Below are 16,242 nucleotides of genomic sequence, written 5' to 3'. Positions count from 1 at the left end.
CGCTGCCACAATGATGATCATGTCCTGGATGCAACGGATCGTCGAGGTGACCGGCGCACGACCGGAGCCGCGTGACATCGACTGGACGTCAGTCGAGGCAGAGCTGGGCACGACACTGCCGACCGACTACCGCGAGCTGTGCTCGCTGCTCGGTGGCGGCTACTACTCCGGATTCCTACGGCTCGTGCGGCCCCTCGGTGACGCGGCGACGGACAGCCTGCTCTCCTCCTGGCGGTGGCACCAGGCCCGTCCGGAATATGCGGGTCTCTACGCGCCGTACGACCTGTACGGCGGTCCAGGGCGGCCGGGCCTGCTCTGCTGGGGCGACGATCAGACCGAGGGTGAGTACTACTGGCTCGCGAACGCGGAGACCGACCCGGCGGCGTGGCCGGTGGTCGCTCGCAAGGACGGTGTCGAGCCGTGGCACCGATACGACAGGAGCCTGTCGGAATTCATCTACCACATGCTCACAAATCGCGACTTCAAGCCGTTCACGGTGGCCGCCACGACAGCGCGACCGTTCCTGCTACCCGAGGGCGTGCAGATCACCACGGTAGAGGAGTGGAACGCGTGGGCGAACCGAACCGATCGCGATCCCAAGCCCTGACCTCGCTGCGAGTCCAGCGGGTGCCGAATGGATGGCTGGAGACCCTGGGATCATGACGTGATGTCGAACCAACATGATGCCGGTGACGCTCGGGCGACCGACCGGGCCGGAGGAGTTCCAGATCGTGATGGTTCACGGGGAAGCCTGCGGAAGTTCGGCTCGGCCGTCGGGGCTTTCGGCCGCCGACGATCCGGACTGGTGTTCCTGACCTGCCTGGCGCTGGTAAGCGCACTCGCCGTGGTGGCGGCCACCGTCCGGATCAGCTCGGCACTGATCGAGAGGGTGGGTCAGGGCGTGGCCGAGGAGAGGGCGGTCGAGGTCACCTACTGCGCGGGATGGGAGCCGGGAAGCCGGAAGCCCGTCGGCGTGATGGGTGTGGAAGAGGCGCGCAGGCGCGATTCGGCCGGTGAGCCTTACGCGGTACTGCTCACCGCCGGCGCACGGCCGAGGGCGCTGCTGCAGATCGACTGGGGGCACCGTTACCTGGGCCTGTTCCTCTTCGACGAGCACGGCCGCCGCGACCGTGCCTATGACTACCGCGAGCTCGAACCGGGCCTGCTCGATCTCCGCCAGTACGAGCAGTGGCGCTACGGGTCTGCGGACGAGCCGGAATTCCCCGAGCGCGGCTGGCACTTCACCCTCACCGCCCGGCCGGACAGTGACACCGCCGACGTGGAGCTGGACCATGGCAGCCTCTTCCAGACCAGCCGCGACGTCCCGGAGCGGCACCGCACCCTGCGCAGGGCCCCGTTCGCCGACTGGACGGCGTACGCGGACGGCCGGATGCTCGGTTTCAAGCGAAATGCCGGTCACGTAGCGCTCGTACCTGCCAGGCACCAGGAAGACCAGGGTCACCGGGAGGCCGCAACGCCGCCGTGGACGGCTCCGTCGGGCCTGCGGCCCCGCCATCTGGAGGCGCTGTTCACCCGGGGCAGTCGGTTCTCCGACACCGAGTCCGGCGTCGCGTTCGTTACCGAACCCCAACCCGCCGGGGTGCTGCGAGTGCCGACCGGCGCAGTGATCGCCGCCGACCCCGGCACCCTCGGCAGCAGCGATGAGCCGTACACGGTAAGGGTCCCGGCCGGCGACCACCCCGTGTTGGTCGCCGGCCTGCGGCGGGAGAGCGAAGGCTGGAACGAGACGACCGCCGCCATGGTGCGGATCCTGGACAAGCCCACCGCGAGCTGGGAACTCGCGGTCCGTCCCGGGCAGGACATCCGGCTGCTCGGCGACGACGAGTTCTACGGCTTCGGAGTGGACACCGGCACGGGCGCATTCCTGGACGCGTCAGGGCGGGACGCCCTCGGCGCAGCGTACGAGCACCGGCAACAGAGCGACGCCCGGGAGGATGACAAGGAGACGGAGGTCGCCGATCCGGCCACCGGTACCAATCTGATCGCCTTCCCGAGCGGGGCAGGCGACGGCTCCTACCCGGTCTGGATCGGCCGCACCGCCGACGGCGAGGTCACCTGTCTGGTGGCCGACATGCTGGTGCTGCACGACATGAGGCCCCTGCCGCCCACCGCACCCGACACCGCAGTCTTCCTCACCCCGGCCCCGACGGGCAGCGGCGTGCGGCCGGAGCCGAACCCGGCGGACCCCGAGGCAACCGCCGAATTCCTGGCCAAGGCCGCTGCCAGGATCGGGGCCGAGAAGGAGTAGGGCCAGGAGATCGTCAGGAGGCGGTGGGGACGTGGTCGCTCGGGCGGTACTTCATCAGGACGACGCCGGAGGCGAAGGGTTCGGCGGAAACCAGATCCAGTCGGACAGGCGGCTGGCTGCCGTCGAACAGGGCCTTGCCCTGGCGGAGGAACAGGGGGTGGACCAGGAGATGGAACTCGTCGACGAGTCGGAGATCGACGAGGGATCGGATCACTCCGAGACTGCCGTAGACCACGATGTTCCCGCCGGAGCGGCGCTTGAGCTCGGCGATCTCGCCGGGATCGATGCGGGCGAGCCTCTCGGTGTTCTTCCATGTGGCGGTGTTGCCTGAAGCGGAGACGACGATCTTCTCCATGGCGTCGAGCCGCTGGGCGTACCCCCTCACCTCGTCCGGCCCGTCGGGATCCTGGGCGGCCTGCGGCCAGTAGCCGGCGAAGTCGCCGTGGGTGATCCGGCCCAGCATCAGACTGCCGGAGTCTTCCACCAGGTCCCGCTCGTATCTCTGAAGCTGGTCGTCGACCAGGAGCCAGTCCATCTCGTCCTGTGGGCCGGCGACGAACCCGTCGAGGGTGATCCACACCGATACAATGATCTTGCGCATCCAACATCCTCTGTTCTGCGGCGTTGATTCTCTGCACCCTGCCCGGTCCATCACCCGGGCTCAGGCTGGTCTCCTCCGGTCAGCCCTCTCGACCGGGCCGGCTACCGGTCGGCGCCGAGGGCGGCCCGGACGGGCTGGGGTGTTCTCTCCGGGACCCGGTCCTGGAAATCGAGGACTCCGACCCACGTGGGGCGCAGTCCGATCCGGACCATCCGCAGGCCGGGCTGGTCGATCGCCTCCAGGTACGCGCTACCGGCCTCGTCGCCCATCCCTGCGCGCTGGATCGTGGCGTACTCGGGGAGGACGCCCTCGACCTCGGCCAGGGTGACCTTTCCGCGCAGCATGAGCACCTGCGGAAGCCCTTCGGTGGTGTCGATGCAGATCGCCACGTCCGGCCGGGCCCGCAGGTCACGGATCTTGTAGGTGCCGGCGAACGCGCCGACCACCAGCTCTTCGCCGGTCCACAGGAAGTTCACCGGGATCAACCGGGGCGTCCCGTCCTTGCGGGTGTAGGCCAGGTGCGCCACCCGGGGCTCGGTGAGCAGGCGCTGCGCGGCGGGCGTGTCCAGCAGCTTCACGTCGCCTTGCGGCAGGCTCGCCGCGCGGCTGTCGAGGAGGCTCATGGAAGTCAAGCTAGAGAGCTAACTCCTAAAAGACAAGTGACAATCCTAAACTAGGAGCTACGGTAGGCTGAGGGTCATGAGCGGCGTGCGCAGCTATGGGGATCCTTGCGGTGTGGCGCGTGGCCTGGACGCCATCGGCGAGCGGTGGGCGATGCTGGTGGTACGGGACCTCCTGCTCGGCCCCAAGCGCTTCAACGACCTGCTCGGTGGCCTGCCAGGGGTGAGCCCGAACGTGCTGAGCCAGCGGCTTCGCGAGTTGACCGAGCACGGCGTCGTGCGACGGCGGGACCTGGGGCCGCCGACCCGGGTCCACCTCTACGAGCTCACCGACTGGGGCCGCGCCCTGGAGCCCATCCTGCTGGAGCTCGGGCGCTGGGGGAGTCAGGCCCCACCGGTACGCGAAGGTGCCCTCGGCGTCGACTCCCTGCTGCTCAGCATCAAGACGGCCTTCGATCCGGCGCCCACCGCGGAGCTGCGCGGCGTCTACGAGTTCCGCGTCGACGCCGACACCTACCTCGTCGAGGTCGCCGACGACTCGGTTGCGATCCGTCGGGACACGGCGCAGGGGCAGCCCGATGCGACGCTCACCACCGACATCGACACGCTCCGGGCCGTCTGCGGGCACCAGGTCACCCTGGCGGCGGCGCTGGACTCGGGCACGCTACGGCTGGGCGGTGACGAGGACGCCAAGCGGCGCCTCACCGATCTTCTCCTGGCCCCGTTCGGACCGGCACCACAGTCCGCCCCATGACACTCACGCACCAGGTGGCGCAGGTACGGCCACCCGGTCGGCGACGAGCGGGCACGCTCCCGAGGACGCGATCAGTGCTGGCGACCCCACTGTCCATGGTGGATGACCGTGTCGGCGCCCCGGCGGCGCCCGGCGATGGCTGGGTTCTGCGGCGGCAGGTCGTCGGCGCGGTAGCCGATACAAATACCGCCGATCGGCGAGTACTCGTCGGGGATCGCGAACTCCGCTTTGAAGGCGGCGGTGTGCGCGGGCACGTCTGTCGCAGGATCGAAATCATCGTCCGCCATCGGCATGATGCCGAAGAAGCAGGCGCCCAAGCCTTCGTCGACAGCGGTGAGCAGCATCATCAGCGAGGCCATTCCCGTGTCGATGTACCAGTACGGTGCCGGCCAGCGGGCTTCGGACCGATCGGTCCAGCCTTTGTCGGCTTCGGCATACCGGGCAAGATATGCAGCCTTGTGCGCGAGCGGTACCACGACGAGGGGCGCGTCCTGCATGGTCGGAGTCTGCGCGACGCGGGTGGGGACAAATGGCCAGAACCTGGCCCGGTCGGCCGGGTCGGTGAGCGCGAGGAAGGCCCAGCCCTGCGAGAAACCGGCCGAAGGCGCGCGTAGCGCGCTGGCCAGGATCCTCTCGATGACGTCGGGACTCAGCGGCCGGTCGGCAAAGTGCCGCACCATCCGACGACGACGGATCACCTCAGCAAACTCCATGCCGAACATCCTGCCACCGCGGGACGACCATCACCGGGCGGTCATGATCGGTGCCGGCCTGTTGGCCGCGATGACCCTCTCCGTACGGGGGCGCGGCGCGCTGAGCGCCGAGCGAGGCGTCCGGCACGCCGCTACGGCGACGTGCGGACGCCTCGAGCGTTGCCACGGGGGCGAACCGGGTTACTCGCCGTACTTGGCCTGGATCCCGGCGATGTCGTCAGCGGACAGGAAGCGATGCGAACCGTTGTAGAAGTCGAACATCAGGGCGTTCCGATCGGCTGAGTGCCGCAGCCCCAGCGCGTGGCCGATCTCGTGCGCGGCCACGGTGCGCAGGTCGATGGGCTGCGCGCTGCTTGACTGGGACAGCGCGCTCCAGGTCTCGTCGTCGTCGAAGTGGACGTCGCCGGCGATCGAGGTGGTGTTGGTCGGTGGCGGGAAGAACCCGTGTGCCAGGACCCCGTTCCGGTTGTCGAACGGGAAGCCGTCACTGTGGTCGTCGGTGACGAAGGAGAACACCAACTGGCCCCCGGTGGTGACCTCGCTGAAGCTCAGGTTCGTCTCGGTCGCCCACAGGTCGAGCGCCAGGCGGATCGCGCTGCGCTGGTCGAAACCGCCCACGTCCGGCGTGCTGTTCGCGAACCGGTAGGTGAGGGTCCGGTCCGGCAGCCAGGTGCCCGCGTCGAGTACGAACCTCGGCGCCCCAGCGCTGGCCGGTGGCAGGTGGTCGTAGCGCAGCGGGGTCGGCTTCGAGGTGGCCGCCGGGGCGGCCGGGCCGGGCTCCTCGGCAGTGGCGTTGGCCGTGGACGGGCTGGCGATCAGGAGGGTCAGGGCCCCTGCCGCAGCCACCCAACCTAAGCGCCTCTTGGTCGATCGCAACATCTTTCCTCCCCTGGATCGGTGCGTGCGGTACGACAGTGCCGCAGCGGCCCCGACCCGACGGGAGGAGTTGGACACCGTCGGACAGCGGTGGACGAGTTACGCGGCAGGGCTCACAGCCCGAGGCACGAACGCGGCGCCGACCGCCGGAGCGGAAGCGGGCTCCGTGCACTCCACACCGGGCGTAAAGCCTCTGCCACTCGGGGAGCCGCACCGTTTCGCGATTGATCGCGTCGGGTTACCCTCTAGATACTTAGAGTTATCGATAGGGGGCGACGTGACGCCCGATCAGACTCAGTTGCTCCGTTCCCCGCTCCGGACCGTCGAGGGACTCGACCGCACGCTGCTGGCGCAGTGCGGCATCGCCGACGTCGACGCCGTCAGAAGAATCGTCAACCGCCCTGGCACCGGCCTCGTCGTCACCGCCCGCCAGGGCAACCTGCCCGGGGTCTACCGCTGGGCGTGCTACCTGGTGGAAAAGGGTTACGACCGTCCGCTCCTGCTGGACGCCAACCGGTACGGCGGGAACCGCCGGCTGCCCGCCAACACACCGTTCAGCTCCGACTGGTTGGGACGGCAGCGGGAACTGGGACTGCCGGTGCTCACCGACTCGGGCTACGTGGGGTGGGGCGACCTCGACGGGCTCGTCGCGATCCTGCGCAGGACGGCGATGATCGGCGACGCGATCGCACTGCTGCCGCTGCACCTGTCCTGGCTCAGAGTGCCAAGCGCCCGGGACACCCTGCTGCGACAGGTGCGCGCCTTCGCCGTTCCGGTCGCGATCATCGTCGAGTACCAGGCCGACCCGTTCGGCGTACGGGGCGTCGTGGACGGCCTGATCGAGCTGTTGAACTGCGACGTGCCGCTGCTCCTGCTGCGCAGCGACATCTCCGCGCTGGGCGCGCTCTGCTGTGGAGCGGTCGCGGCGGCGGTCGGCACCCGTGCCGCCCTGCGTCACCTCTATCCCATGGCCCCGCAGCCGGCACGTCGCCGATGGTCCCGGCCGGCGCCGTCCGTCGTAGTGTCAGGCTGTCTCTCGTACAAGCGGCTCGGCACGGTGGCGCGAACGAAGCGACGGCACCCGGACAGCAACCTCTGGTGGTGTGGCTGCTCGACCTGCGAGGGCAGGGACCTGGACTGGATACTGCACCGTCCGGAGCGGATGCGGGAGCGGCTGTCCTTCCAGCATTCGCTCGATGCCCTTGTCGAGTTGCGGGATGAGCTCATCGGGCCGGATCCCCAGCGGGACCAGTTGACCTGGCGGGCCCGATGCGCGAGTGCCGCGTACTGGCGTCGTGAGGTGGGCTGGGAGCCGTTGCCCGCACTCGACCGCTGGCAGCAGGCGATCGGGCTACCCCCATCGGATGATCCGGCGTTTCCGCTACACCGTCCAGGTCGGAGCATTCCACCGCAACGGGGGAGTGAACGGTCGACATCGCCAGAGTGATCGCCGGTAATGTGCGGAGAGCCATCGTTAGGGGAGGCGATCCGGCGAGTGAGTGTGCCACCCGCGTTGCAGCAGCTCGGCGACTACCGGCTCGTCCGTCCACTTGGGTCGGGAGGGATGGGGGACGTCTACTTCGGTGTGTCACCGACGGCAGACCGGGTCGCGGTGAAAGTCATCCGACGGCACCTGCTCAGTGACCCGACGGTGCGGCAGCGGTTCGCGGCCGAGGTGGAGAGCCTGCAGGTCGTCTGGGGCTCCCGGGTCGCCCGCCTTGAGGCCGCCGACCCGCTCGGTGATCCGGCCTGGCTGGCCGTCGAGTACGTACCCGGCTCGACCCTGATGCAGCACGTCGAGCAGCGCGGCCCGTTATCGCTGCCGCTGGTCGCGATGGTCGGAGCGATGCTCGCCGACGGCCTGGACCGGGTGCACCAGGCCGGTCTGGTGCACCGGGACCTGAAGCCACACAACATCATTCTCGGCCGGGACGGGCCGGTGCTGATCGACTTCGGGCTGGCGGTGCTGACCGAGCGGGGAGACTTTCTGACCGATCCCGGCGGGCTGGTCGGCACACCCGACTACATGTCCCCGGAACGGATCCAGGGCGAGCGGAACATGGCCGCCGGCCCGGACATCTACGGTCTCGCCGCGACACTGGTGTTCGCGCTCACCGGGCACAAGCTCTACTCCGCCGGCAACGGGCTGCACGGACTGCTGCTCCAGATCACCGATCCTGACGTGCTGCCAGACCTCTCCGGCGTGCCGGTCGAGGCGGTACCGGTGCTCGGGGCGATGCTGGCACACGATCCGACCGCCCGGCCCAGCCTGGCCGCCGTACGGACCCGGCTGCTCGTGATCGCGACGTCGGGCGGAGTACCGGTGACCGAGATGCGTCGCCAGGTCGGGGAGCTGACCTTCGACGGCAGCACCGAGATCGTGGTGCCGCCGGAGTTCACCGACCCGTCCCAGGATCCCGAGCAGACGACTCCGGAGGATGACGGCGGCTCGGACGACGGGCCGGTCACCGAGGTCGATCCGAATCCGCCCGCCCGGCTGCCGACCACGCTGGTGGACCCCGATCCGCCGGACAAGCCGCGGGCCGAGGTCGGCTGGCTGATCGACAAGCTGCGTCAGCAGTACGCCCGCCGCGCCACGCTCTGACCCCGCTGGCCGCCCCACACAACTCCGCTCGACACAACAGAACATCCCCTCCCGCGAAGGACGCCCACCCCATGACGCCTCCGTCCCCGCCCGCGGCCATTCAGTTCGCGCCCGGATCGCGCATCCTCGTCCGGGACGAGGAATGGCTGGTCCGTACCGCCAAGCCTGCCCGGGACGGCACGATGGTCAAGGCCGTCGGGGTTTCCGAATTCGTCCAGGACGTCGAGGCGACGTTCTTCACCGAGTTGGACGACGTCCGGGCGATGCGGCCGGAGGAGACCACCCTCGTCCAGGACACCTCGTCGCGGTTCCGGAAGAGTCGGCTGTTCCTGGAGGCGGTGCTTCGGCGTACCCCGTTACCGCAGTCGGAGCGGGGTCTGGCGCTGGCCGACCGGTTCCTGCTGGATCCGCTGACCTACCAGCAGCGGCCGGCGGAGCTGGCGTTGTCCGGGCTGCGGCCCCGGATCCTGCTCGCCGACGTCGTCGGACTCGGCAAGACCCTGGAGATCGGGTTGATCCTGGCCGAGCTGATCCGGCGTGGCCGCGGCGACCGGATCCTGGTGGTGTCGCCGCAGCAGGTGCTGGAGCAGTTCCAGCGCGAGTTGTGGACCCGGTTCGCCATCCCGCTGGTCAGGCTGGACTCCACCGGCATCCAACGGATCCAGCAGGAGATCCCGGCCGGGCGGAACCCGTTCACCTACTTCAAGCGGGCGATCATCTCGGTCGACACCCTCAAGGACGCCGGCCAGTTCGGTCACCACCTCGACGCGATCGAGTGGGACGCGGTGGTGATCGACGAGTCACACAACCTGATCAACGAGCGCACCCAGCGCAACGAGCTGGCCCGGCGGCTGGCCGCCAAGACCGACGCGTTGCTGCTGGCCAGCGCCACCCCGCACAACGGGGACAAGAAGTCGTTCGCCGCGCTGATCTCGTTGCTGGACCCGGCCGCGATCGCCAATCCGGAGGACTACTCGGCCGAGGAGATCGCCCACCTCTACCTGCGCCGGACGAAGATCAGCCCGGAGGTACGGGACCAGATCGGCAACCGCTGGGCCGACCGGGGACCGTCCCGGGCCCTGCACTGCCCGGCCACCGATGCCGAGGAGCGGATCTTCGCTGAGCTGACCGAGGTGTGGCTGGCCGGCGAGTGGACCGACGCGCCGCTGAGCAGGCAGGACCGGCTGTTCCCGTACACCTTGTTGAAGTCTTTTCTCTCCTCGCACGTCGCGCTCGCCGCGACGGTGGCGAACCGGTCGAAGAAGGCGACCGGCCGGGAGCGGGCGGCGCTGGACCGGCTCGCGGACCTGACGGCGGAGATGTCCGACGACGATTCCAGCAAGCTGGACCGGCTGGTCGCCGAGCTGCGGGACAAGATCGGGGTCGGGCCGACCCGCCCGGTCCGGGCGGTGGTCTTCTCGGAGCGGGTGCCGACGCTGAAGTGGCTGGCCGAGGTGGTGCCGCGCCGGCTCGGCCTCAAACCCTCGGCGGTACGCACCCTGCACGGCGGGCTGACCGACGCCGAGGAGCAGCAGGTGTTGCAGGAGTTCGAGCTGGCCGGGAGCGACGTCCGGCTGCTCTTCACCGGCGACGTCGCCTCGGAGGGGGTGAACCTGCACCAGCAGTGCCACCACCTGGTGCACTACGACATCCCGTGGAGCCTGATCCGGATCGAGCAACGCAACGGCCGGATCGACCGGTACGGGCAGCGGCACGAGCCGCAGTTCCGGGCGCTGATCCTCACCTCGAATGTGGCGGACGCGAAGGACGACCGGACGGTGGCGGAGAAGCTGCTCGACCGGGAGGAGGCGGCGCACCGCAGCCTCGGCAGCGTGGAGGCGATGACCGGCCTCTACGACGCCAGGCTGGAGGAGGACCGACTGGTCCGAGACCTGCTGGAGGGCAAGACGGTCGACGAGTCGTACGCCGCCGGTGCGGCCGAGGTCGACGTGCTCGCCGACCTGATGGCCTCGGTGGGTGAGGCGCCGGTGGGTGCGGAGCCGAAGCGGGTGCAGGTGCCGAAGCTGTTCGACGCGACCAGCGACTTCGTCGACACGGCGCTGGCCGAGTTGTACGACGACCGGCCCGACGACCGGATCGGGTTGCGCCGGGAGGACGAGCTGATGTCGTTCCTCGCCCCGCCGGATCTGGTACACCGGTTGTCCGACCTGCCCCGGTCCTACCTGCGGGCGCACGCCGAGGGCGACGAGCTGCGGTTGAAGGTGACGTTCGACCGGCGGCTCGCGCAGCGGAAACTGGACGAGGCCCGGCAGTCGAAGAAGCCGACCTGGCCGGAGATCGCGTTTCTCAGCGACGTACATCCGATGGTGGAGTGGCTGGTCGACAAAGTGCTGGCCCGGCTCGGCCGGCAGCAGGCGCTGGTGCTGACCGCGGCCGTACCCGAGCCGGTCTTCCTGGTCCAGGGCGTCTACTGCAACCGGCTCGGCCAGCCGACGGTGGTGGAGTGGATGGCGGTCTCCGGGCTGCCGGACGCGCCCCGGGTCGGCCCGATGGTCGACGCGTTGACCGACGCGAAGGTCGGGCCGAACCTGGCGAACCCGGGCCGGCGGATTCCGCTGGACGAGCTTCAGGCGCTGGTGCCGGCGGCGGTCGAGGCGGCCCGGGTCGACCTGGCAGCCCGGCGGGCCGAATGGGACGCCGAGATCGCCGCCCCGCTGCGCGAGCACCGCCGCAAACTGGAGCGCTTTGAGCAGGACAGCCTGTTCGGCGAGCTGGCATCCGGGCAGCGGGAGCGACGCCGGGAGCGAGTGCACCGCACCGTTCGGGAGCAGACCGACCTGGTCACCCGGTTGGAAACCGCCGGTGAGCCGCTGCTGCGGGTGCTCGCCGTCCTCGTCGACGACGCCTCGGAGGGTGTGGCATGAGTTTCGAGTCGCTGACCAACCGGGGCGAGTATCTGTCGGCGCACTACCTGGCCGAGGTGCTGCCGACCACCCTGAAGGGTGGGCTGGTCAAGCGCTGGTCGGAGGAGGAGCGGGGCGGTCGGCTGACGCCGAGGGCCGGGCTGCGGGGATTCCGGCGGGACTACTTCGATCGGAAGATCGAGCTGGCCGACCCGGAGTTGTTCGACCCGGAACGGCTGCGGAAGCTGCATTTCGAGCTGCTCAAGGTGCTCGGCTTCGGCGATCCGCAGGCGGGCACCGTTACCGTGGAGCGGGCCGGGCAGGAGCACGAGATCCCGGTCGCGCACGCCGAGCTGGGCACCGGGCACGGGATCGTGGCGGTCGACTGCGGCTGGGCGGTGGACACCGACGCGGCCCAGGACCCGACCGAGGCGGGCCGGCTGCTCAGCCCGATCGAGCTGGCCGGCGGCGAGCTACTGGCGACCGGGGCGAAGCTCGCGTCGTGGCTCTTCGCGACCGAGGAGCCGCCGAGATATGTGCTGATCATGAGCGGTGGGGTGATCACCCTCGCCGACCGGAGTGTCTGGGGTGAGGGCCGCTATCTGGCGGTCAGCCTCGACGTGGCGTACGGCCGGAACGACGAGCGGGAGCTGGACGTCGTCGCGGCGCTGTTCGGTGCGGACTCGCTGCGCCCGCCGGCCGAGGGTGGCAGCGAGCCGCTGGCCGACCTGGTCGCCGGCTCCCGGCAGCACGCGGTCGGGGTGAGCGGCGAGCTGCGGGAAGGGTTGCGTACCTCGGTCGAGCTGATCGCCAACGAGGTGCTGGACCGGATTCGCCAGGCCGGCTACCGGCCGGAGGAGGTCGCCGACCTGGACGAGCTGGCCCGGGACCTGAGCCGGGAGGCGCTGCGCTACCTCTACCGGATCCTGTTCCTGCTCTATGCCGAGGCCCGGCCCGAGCTGGGGGTGCTGCCGGTCAACGATCCCGAGTACGTCTCCGGCTACAGCATGGCCCGGCTCGGTGACCTGATCTCCCGGCGGCTGCCCCCGTCGGCCGAGGGCGGCTTCCACCTCTACGAGTCGCTGGACCTGCTCTGCACGAGGGTCAACGAGGGCTACCGGGTGCGTGGGGCCGACGAGGAGGTGGGGGAGCAGACCAGCGAGGACGTGGGGCTGCGGTTCGAGCCGATGCGGTCCGACCTGTTCCTGCCGGAGGCGATCCGGCTGATCGGCCGGCAGGTGCCGCAGCCGGGCAGTGACGAGGACGATCCGGACGGGCCGAAGCTGGACACCCGGCTGCGCAACGGGACTCTCTACGAGGTGCTGCGCCGGCTGATGATCACCAAGGGTGGCAAGCGGAAGCGCGGCGGCTTCATCTCGTACGCCCAGTTGGGGATCAACCAGCTCGGCGCGGTCTACGAGGGGCTGATGTCGTACACCGGGTTCGTCGCCACCGAGCGGCTCTACGAGGTGGCGAAGCACGGCGACCCGAAGGACGGCTCGTGGATGATCCCCGAGTCGAAGGTGGAAGATTACGACGACGACGTCTTCGTGTTGAAGGAAAACCCGGTCACCGGGGCGAAGAGCCGGATCCCGTACGAGCCGGGCTCGTTCGTCTACCGGCTCGCCGGGCGGGACCGGCAGACCAGCGCCTCCTACTACACCCCGCAGTCGTTGACTGAGGTCACCGTCCAGCTCGCGCTGAAATACCGGATCGAGGAAGCTGGCGACGGGCTGCGCGCCCGGGACCTGCTGGACTGGACGATCTGCGAGCCGGCGCTCGGCTCCGGCGCCTTCCTCAACGAGGCGATCAACCAGGTCGCCGCCGAATACCTGCGCCGCCGCCAGGAGGAACTGGAGGCCGCCCTCGAACCCGAGGCGTACCACCTGGAGTTGCAGCGGGTGAAGGCGTACATCGCGTTGCACAACTGCTACGGCGTCGACCTGAACCGGACCGCGGTCGAACTGGCCGAGGTGTCGCTCTGGCTCAACGTGATGCACGTTGGATTGCAGGCGCCCTGGTTCGGCCTGCACCTCAAGCGGGGTAACTCGCTGATCGGCGGCGGACGGCGGCTCTACCGGCCGGAACAGCTCGCCGACAAGTCGTGGCTGAACACCGCACCCGAGGACCGGCCGTTCCGGGACGGTGACATCGACGAGGGCACCATCCACCACTTCCTGCTTCCGGCCGACGGCTGGGGCGCGGTCGCGGGGGAGAAGGAAGCCCGCGAGCTGGCGCCGGCCGAAACCGAAAAACTCAAAAGATGGCGTACGGCGATCAAGCGCGCGCCGTCGGCCAAGGGGACGAGGAAGCAGCCGTCGCAGGTGGCCCGGTTGCAGGCGCTCGCCGGTCGGGTGGAGTTCCTGTGGAAGCTGGTCGGGCGGCGGCTGGAGATCTCGGAGCGGGAGATCCGACGGGACATCGCGGTCTGGGAGGTGGCCCCGGATCGGCCGTTGCCGAGTGCTGACGGGGCGGTGGCCAGGGAGAAGATCCTGGCGGACCTGACGGCGGCCGGTACGCCGTACTGGCGATTGAAGACCCTGATGGACGTCTGGTGCGCGCTGTGGTTCTGGCCGCTGGATGCCGCTGAGCTGCTGGACGGGTCGGCTGAGGTGTATCCGGCCGAGCCGGTCGAGGTCACCCACGTCCGGGAGGTGCCGACGTATGACGATCCGGCCGTCTACGAGAAGGTTTCGCTCTGGGACGAGGTGGAGCCGCAGCAGTTGAAGATGCCGGTCAAGCCGACCGGGACCCGGAAGGTGAGTTTCGCCGAGCAGCTACGTCGACCAGTGCCGCTGACGAACCTGGACAGTTGGCTCACCTTCGCCGAAGCCCTGCTAGGCCGGGCCGACATCCCGGGCGACTCGCTGGTCTCTCAGCTCACCTCGCTCACCGAGCTGAGCGAGTACGAGGGGCGGCTTGAAGGGCTGATGGGGATGGAGAACCCGTTCCGGCTCGAAGAACGCTTCCCCTGGCTGCACACCGCGACCCGGATCGCCGAGGAGCAGGGCTTCTTCCACTGGGAACTGACCTTCGCCCAGGCGTTCGGCCGGGGCGGCTTCGACCTACAGGTCGGCAATCCGCCCTGGGTACGGCCGAGGTGGCTGGAGGATGTCGTGCTCGCCGAGCACGAACCGTGGTTCCGGCTGGCCGAGAAGCCGTCGGTTGAGCTTTGGCAACGGAGGCGAGCGAACCTTTTGCTCATGGACCCGATTTGTATTAGCTACCTTACGGAGTTAGGACTGAATTCAGCTGCAGTAAACTTCCTCAGCCATAAGACCGTGTATCCGCTATTGGCCGGGACTCAACCGGACTTGCATCGCGCGTTTGTGTGCCGGACGTGGATCAACCTATCTCGAAGCGGAACGGTCGGATTGATTCACCCCGACACTCACTTTAGTGGCCTCAAGGAGGGGCGCCTTCGTGGCGCTGCCTACAGGCATCTCCGGGTCCATGGTGGCTTCGTTAACGGGGCGAATTGGGCCTTCGCAGATGCTAGTCGGGATTTAGAGTTTGGGCTCCATATATATGGAATTCCTAGGGAGCCTAGCTTCCTACATTTGAGCAAGCTCTACGGGCCACGTGTCCTAATCGACTCTATTTCACACGATGGCCAAGGAGACCTCCCTGGCCAGAAATACAACGGAACCTGGGATCTTCGTCCTCACGGCGCGCGTGTAGTCCTGGTCGACGAAAGCGTATTGATGCAGTGGGGACGGTTGCGCGGCGATGCTGGGCCGAGAGAGCAAACTCCTTTACTGCACCCGATTAGTTCGGGTGAGAATGGCGCGATAGCCGCCCTTTCAAGCTACGAAGCGCGACTCGGAGGCCTCCCGCATCGAATTAGCCGCGGTTACGATGAGGCTAACGCAAAGAAGTCAGGACTAATTGTTTGGAAGCAGGTCCTGCCGGGTACGTCGTCGGAGCTTATAATCCAGGGGCCCCACCTTGGTATTGCTACTCCGGCCTATAAGCAGCCTCGTAACCCCTGTCGCAGTCAGGGGGACTGGGATCCTATTGACGTGGGGTCAATTTCTTCAGACTTCAGGCCGATATCGAACTACATCCTCGCCGGAGACGAGGCGCTCAGCCGGCGAACTCAGGATGCCTGGGATGGGAAGCCGTATACCGAGTACTATCGTCTAGCTTGGCGGGCGATGATTAACCCTAAGAGCTCTGAGAGGTCGCTTTATGCTGCTTTGATTCCACCTGGGCCGGCGCACGTGCTAACCGTATTTTCTCTGGCGCTAGCGACCAATGAGGTGACGGCCCTCTCAAGTGGGTTCTGGGCGTCATTACCGCTAGACTACTTGTTGCGGATAACGGGCAGAACTCACCTGGTTACTGGCGAAGCCAGATCGATGCCGGTCCCAGTTCCGACCAACCCACTTAGCTCAGCTCTGCTCCTAAGGGCACTTAGGCTGAATTGCCTCACCGTCGACTACGCGGCGCTCTGGAAGGAAGTGTCCAGGTCAGCGTGGTCTACAGAAAGCTGGGCCATTGAATGGCCCGGCCTAAGTCACCTGGGTGGGGTCACCGATGTTTGGACCCGGGATACGCCTCTGCGGAGTGAGTTGGCTCGGAGGGCTGCCCTTGTCGAGATTGATGCGTTAGTTGCTGTCTGGCTTGGTATCGAAATGCAGGAGCTTGTTGCTATTCTTCGATCTCGCTACCCAATCTTGACCGATCGTGAAGAGCAGATGTGGTTCGATGCGGCTGGCCGGAAGATCGCCGCTGACCCGTACGCGTTCGGTTTCGGTCAGACGAAGGAGCACTATCGGCAGTTGATGGAGTACCTAGATGATCCGGGTCGGCCGGTGCCGGAGGGATATAAGGCGCCGTTCTACAAGGTGGATCGGGAGACCGAATACCGGCGGGCACATGCGGAGTTCAGCCGACGACTCGCCGAACATGCGCCTGGCGTATGAGAACTGTCTTGG

11 protein-coding genes are annotated in these 16,242 nt (G+C 68.1%); 7 read left to right on the top strand and 4 right to left on the bottom strand.

The window, feature by feature from the left end:
- The first annotated feature begins 19 nt into the window (after positions 1-19).
- Positions 20-607: an SMI1/KNR4 family protein gene (locus ACFP2T_RS15300; protein ID WP_377421911.1), complete on the top strand. Its 588-nt coding sequence runs from the start codon at positions 20-22 to the stop codon at positions 605-607.
- A 198-nt stretch (positions 608-805) separates the two neighbouring features.
- Complete coding sequence (locus ACFP2T_RS15295; protein WP_377421909.1) at positions 806-2,269, top strand: DUF4241 domain-containing protein; 1,464 nt, start codon at positions 806-808, stop codon at positions 2,267-2,269.
- Between the two features lie 13 nt (positions 2,270-2,282).
- Here ACFP2T_RS15295 and ACFP2T_RS15290 read toward each other — a convergent pair whose 3' ends face one another.
- Together ACFP2T_RS15290 and ACFP2T_RS15285 are read right to left on the bottom strand one after the other, a co-directional pair.
- On the bottom strand, positions 2,283-2,870 hold the full coding sequence (locus ACFP2T_RS15290; RefSeq protein ID WP_377421907.1) for a dihydrofolate reductase family protein: 588 nt from the start codon (positions 2,868-2,870) through the stop codon (positions 2,283-2,285).
- Positions 2,871-2,971: 101 nt separating this feature from the next.
- On the bottom strand, positions 2,972-3,493 hold the full coding sequence (locus ACFP2T_RS15285; protein WP_377421905.1) for a pyridoxamine 5'-phosphate oxidase family protein: 522 nt from the start codon (positions 3,491-3,493) through the stop codon (positions 2,972-2,974).
- Positions 3,494-3,569: 76 nt separating this feature from the next.
- Here ACFP2T_RS15285 and ACFP2T_RS15280 point away from each other — a divergent pair, with 76 nt between their 5' ends.
- Positions 3,570-4,244 carry a winged helix-turn-helix transcriptional regulator gene (locus tag ACFP2T_RS15280; protein WP_377421903.1) on the top strand — a complete coding sequence of 225 codons (675 nt, stop codon included), beginning with the start codon at positions 3,570-3,572 and terminating at the stop codon, positions 4,242-4,244.
- A gap of 71 nt (positions 4,245-4,315) precedes the next feature.
- Here ACFP2T_RS15280 and ACFP2T_RS15275 read toward each other — a convergent pair whose 3' ends face one another.
- Together ACFP2T_RS15275 and ACFP2T_RS15270 are read right to left on the bottom strand one after the other, a co-directional pair.
- Positions 4,316-4,957, bottom strand: coding sequence for a nitroreductase family protein (locus ACFP2T_RS15275; RefSeq protein ID WP_377422853.1), 642 nt, complete (start codon positions 4,955-4,957; stop codon positions 4,316-4,318).
- Between the two features lie 180 nt (positions 4,958-5,137).
- Complete coding sequence (locus ACFP2T_RS15270) at positions 5,138-5,803, bottom strand: M10 family metallopeptidase domain-containing protein (protein WP_377421901.1); 666 nt, start codon at positions 5,801-5,803, stop codon at positions 5,138-5,140.
- 307 nt (positions 5,804-6,110) lie between these two features.
- Between ACFP2T_RS15270 and ACFP2T_RS15265 the strand changes: the two genes are divergently transcribed.
- The 4 genes from ACFP2T_RS15265 (at position 6,111) to ACFP2T_RS15250 (ending at position 16,230) form a co-directional block, all read left to right on the top strand.
- Positions 6,111-7,280 carry a hypothetical protein gene (locus ACFP2T_RS15265; protein ID WP_377421899.1) on the top strand — a complete coding sequence of 390 codons (1,170 nt, stop codon included), beginning with the start codon at positions 6,111-6,113 and terminating at the stop codon, positions 7,278-7,280.
- Between the two features lie 48 nt (positions 7,281-7,328).
- Positions 7,329-8,438, top strand: coding sequence for a serine/threonine-protein kinase (locus ACFP2T_RS15260; RefSeq protein WP_377421898.1), 1,110 nt, complete (start codon positions 7,329-7,331; stop codon positions 8,436-8,438).
- A gap of 71 nt (positions 8,439-8,509) precedes the next feature.
- A complete protein-coding gene (locus ACFP2T_RS15255) occupies positions 8,510-11,323 on the top strand; it encodes an SNF2-related protein (RefSeq protein WP_377421896.1) in 2,814 nt (937 codons plus the stop codon).
- The gene (locus ACFP2T_RS15250) at positions 11,320-16,230 is read left to right on the top strand and encodes a DNA methyltransferase family protein (protein WP_377421894.1); all 4,911 of its coding nucleotides are present in this window, start codon (positions 11,320-11,322) and stop codon (positions 16,228-16,230) included. Before ACFP2T_RS15255 ends, ACFP2T_RS15250 begins: the two co-directional genes overlap by 4 nt.
- Positions 16,231-16,242 lie beyond the last annotated feature (12 nt).

The sequence above is a fragment of the Plantactinospora solaniradicis genome, from assembly GCF_042658085.1.
GTDB classification, from domain to species: Bacteria; Actinomycetota; Actinomycetes; order Mycobacteriales; family Micromonosporaceae; genus Plantactinospora; species Plantactinospora solaniradicis.
The sequence above is the reverse complement of the archived record's forward strand: the minus strand, read 5'-3'. Positions and strand labels throughout refer to the sequence as shown.

What these genes read in the sequence shown, in the direction of transcription:
- ACFP2T_RS15300 (WP_377421911.1), top strand. Translation starts at nt 20, where the DNA reads ATGTCCTGGATGCAACGGATCGTCGAGGTGACCGGCGCACGACCGGAG.
- ACFP2T_RS15290 (WP_377421907.1), bottom strand. Translation starts at nt 2,870, where the DNA reads ATGCGCAAGATCATTGTATCGGTGTGGATCACCCTCGACGGGTTCGTC.
- ACFP2T_RS15285 (WP_377421905.1), bottom strand. Translation starts at nt 3,493, where the DNA reads ATGAGCCTCCTCGACAGCCGCGCGGCGAGCCTGCCGCAAGGCGACGTG.
- ACFP2T_RS15280 (WP_377421903.1), top strand. Translation starts at nt 3,570, where the DNA reads ATGAGCGGCGTGCGCAGCTATGGGGATCCTTGCGGTGTGGCGCGTGGC.
- ACFP2T_RS15275 (WP_377422853.1), bottom strand. Translation starts at nt 4,957, where the DNA reads ATGGAGTTTGCTGAGGTGATCCGTCGTCGTCGGATGGTGCGGCACTTT.
- ACFP2T_RS15255 (WP_377421896.1), top strand. Translation starts at nt 8,510, where the DNA reads ATGACGCCTCCGTCCCCGCCCGCGGCCATTCAGTTCGCGCCCGGATCG.
- ACFP2T_RS15250 (WP_377421894.1), top strand. Translation starts at nt 11,320, where the DNA reads ATGAGTTTCGAGTCGCTGACCAACCGGGGCGAGTATCTGTCGGCGCAC.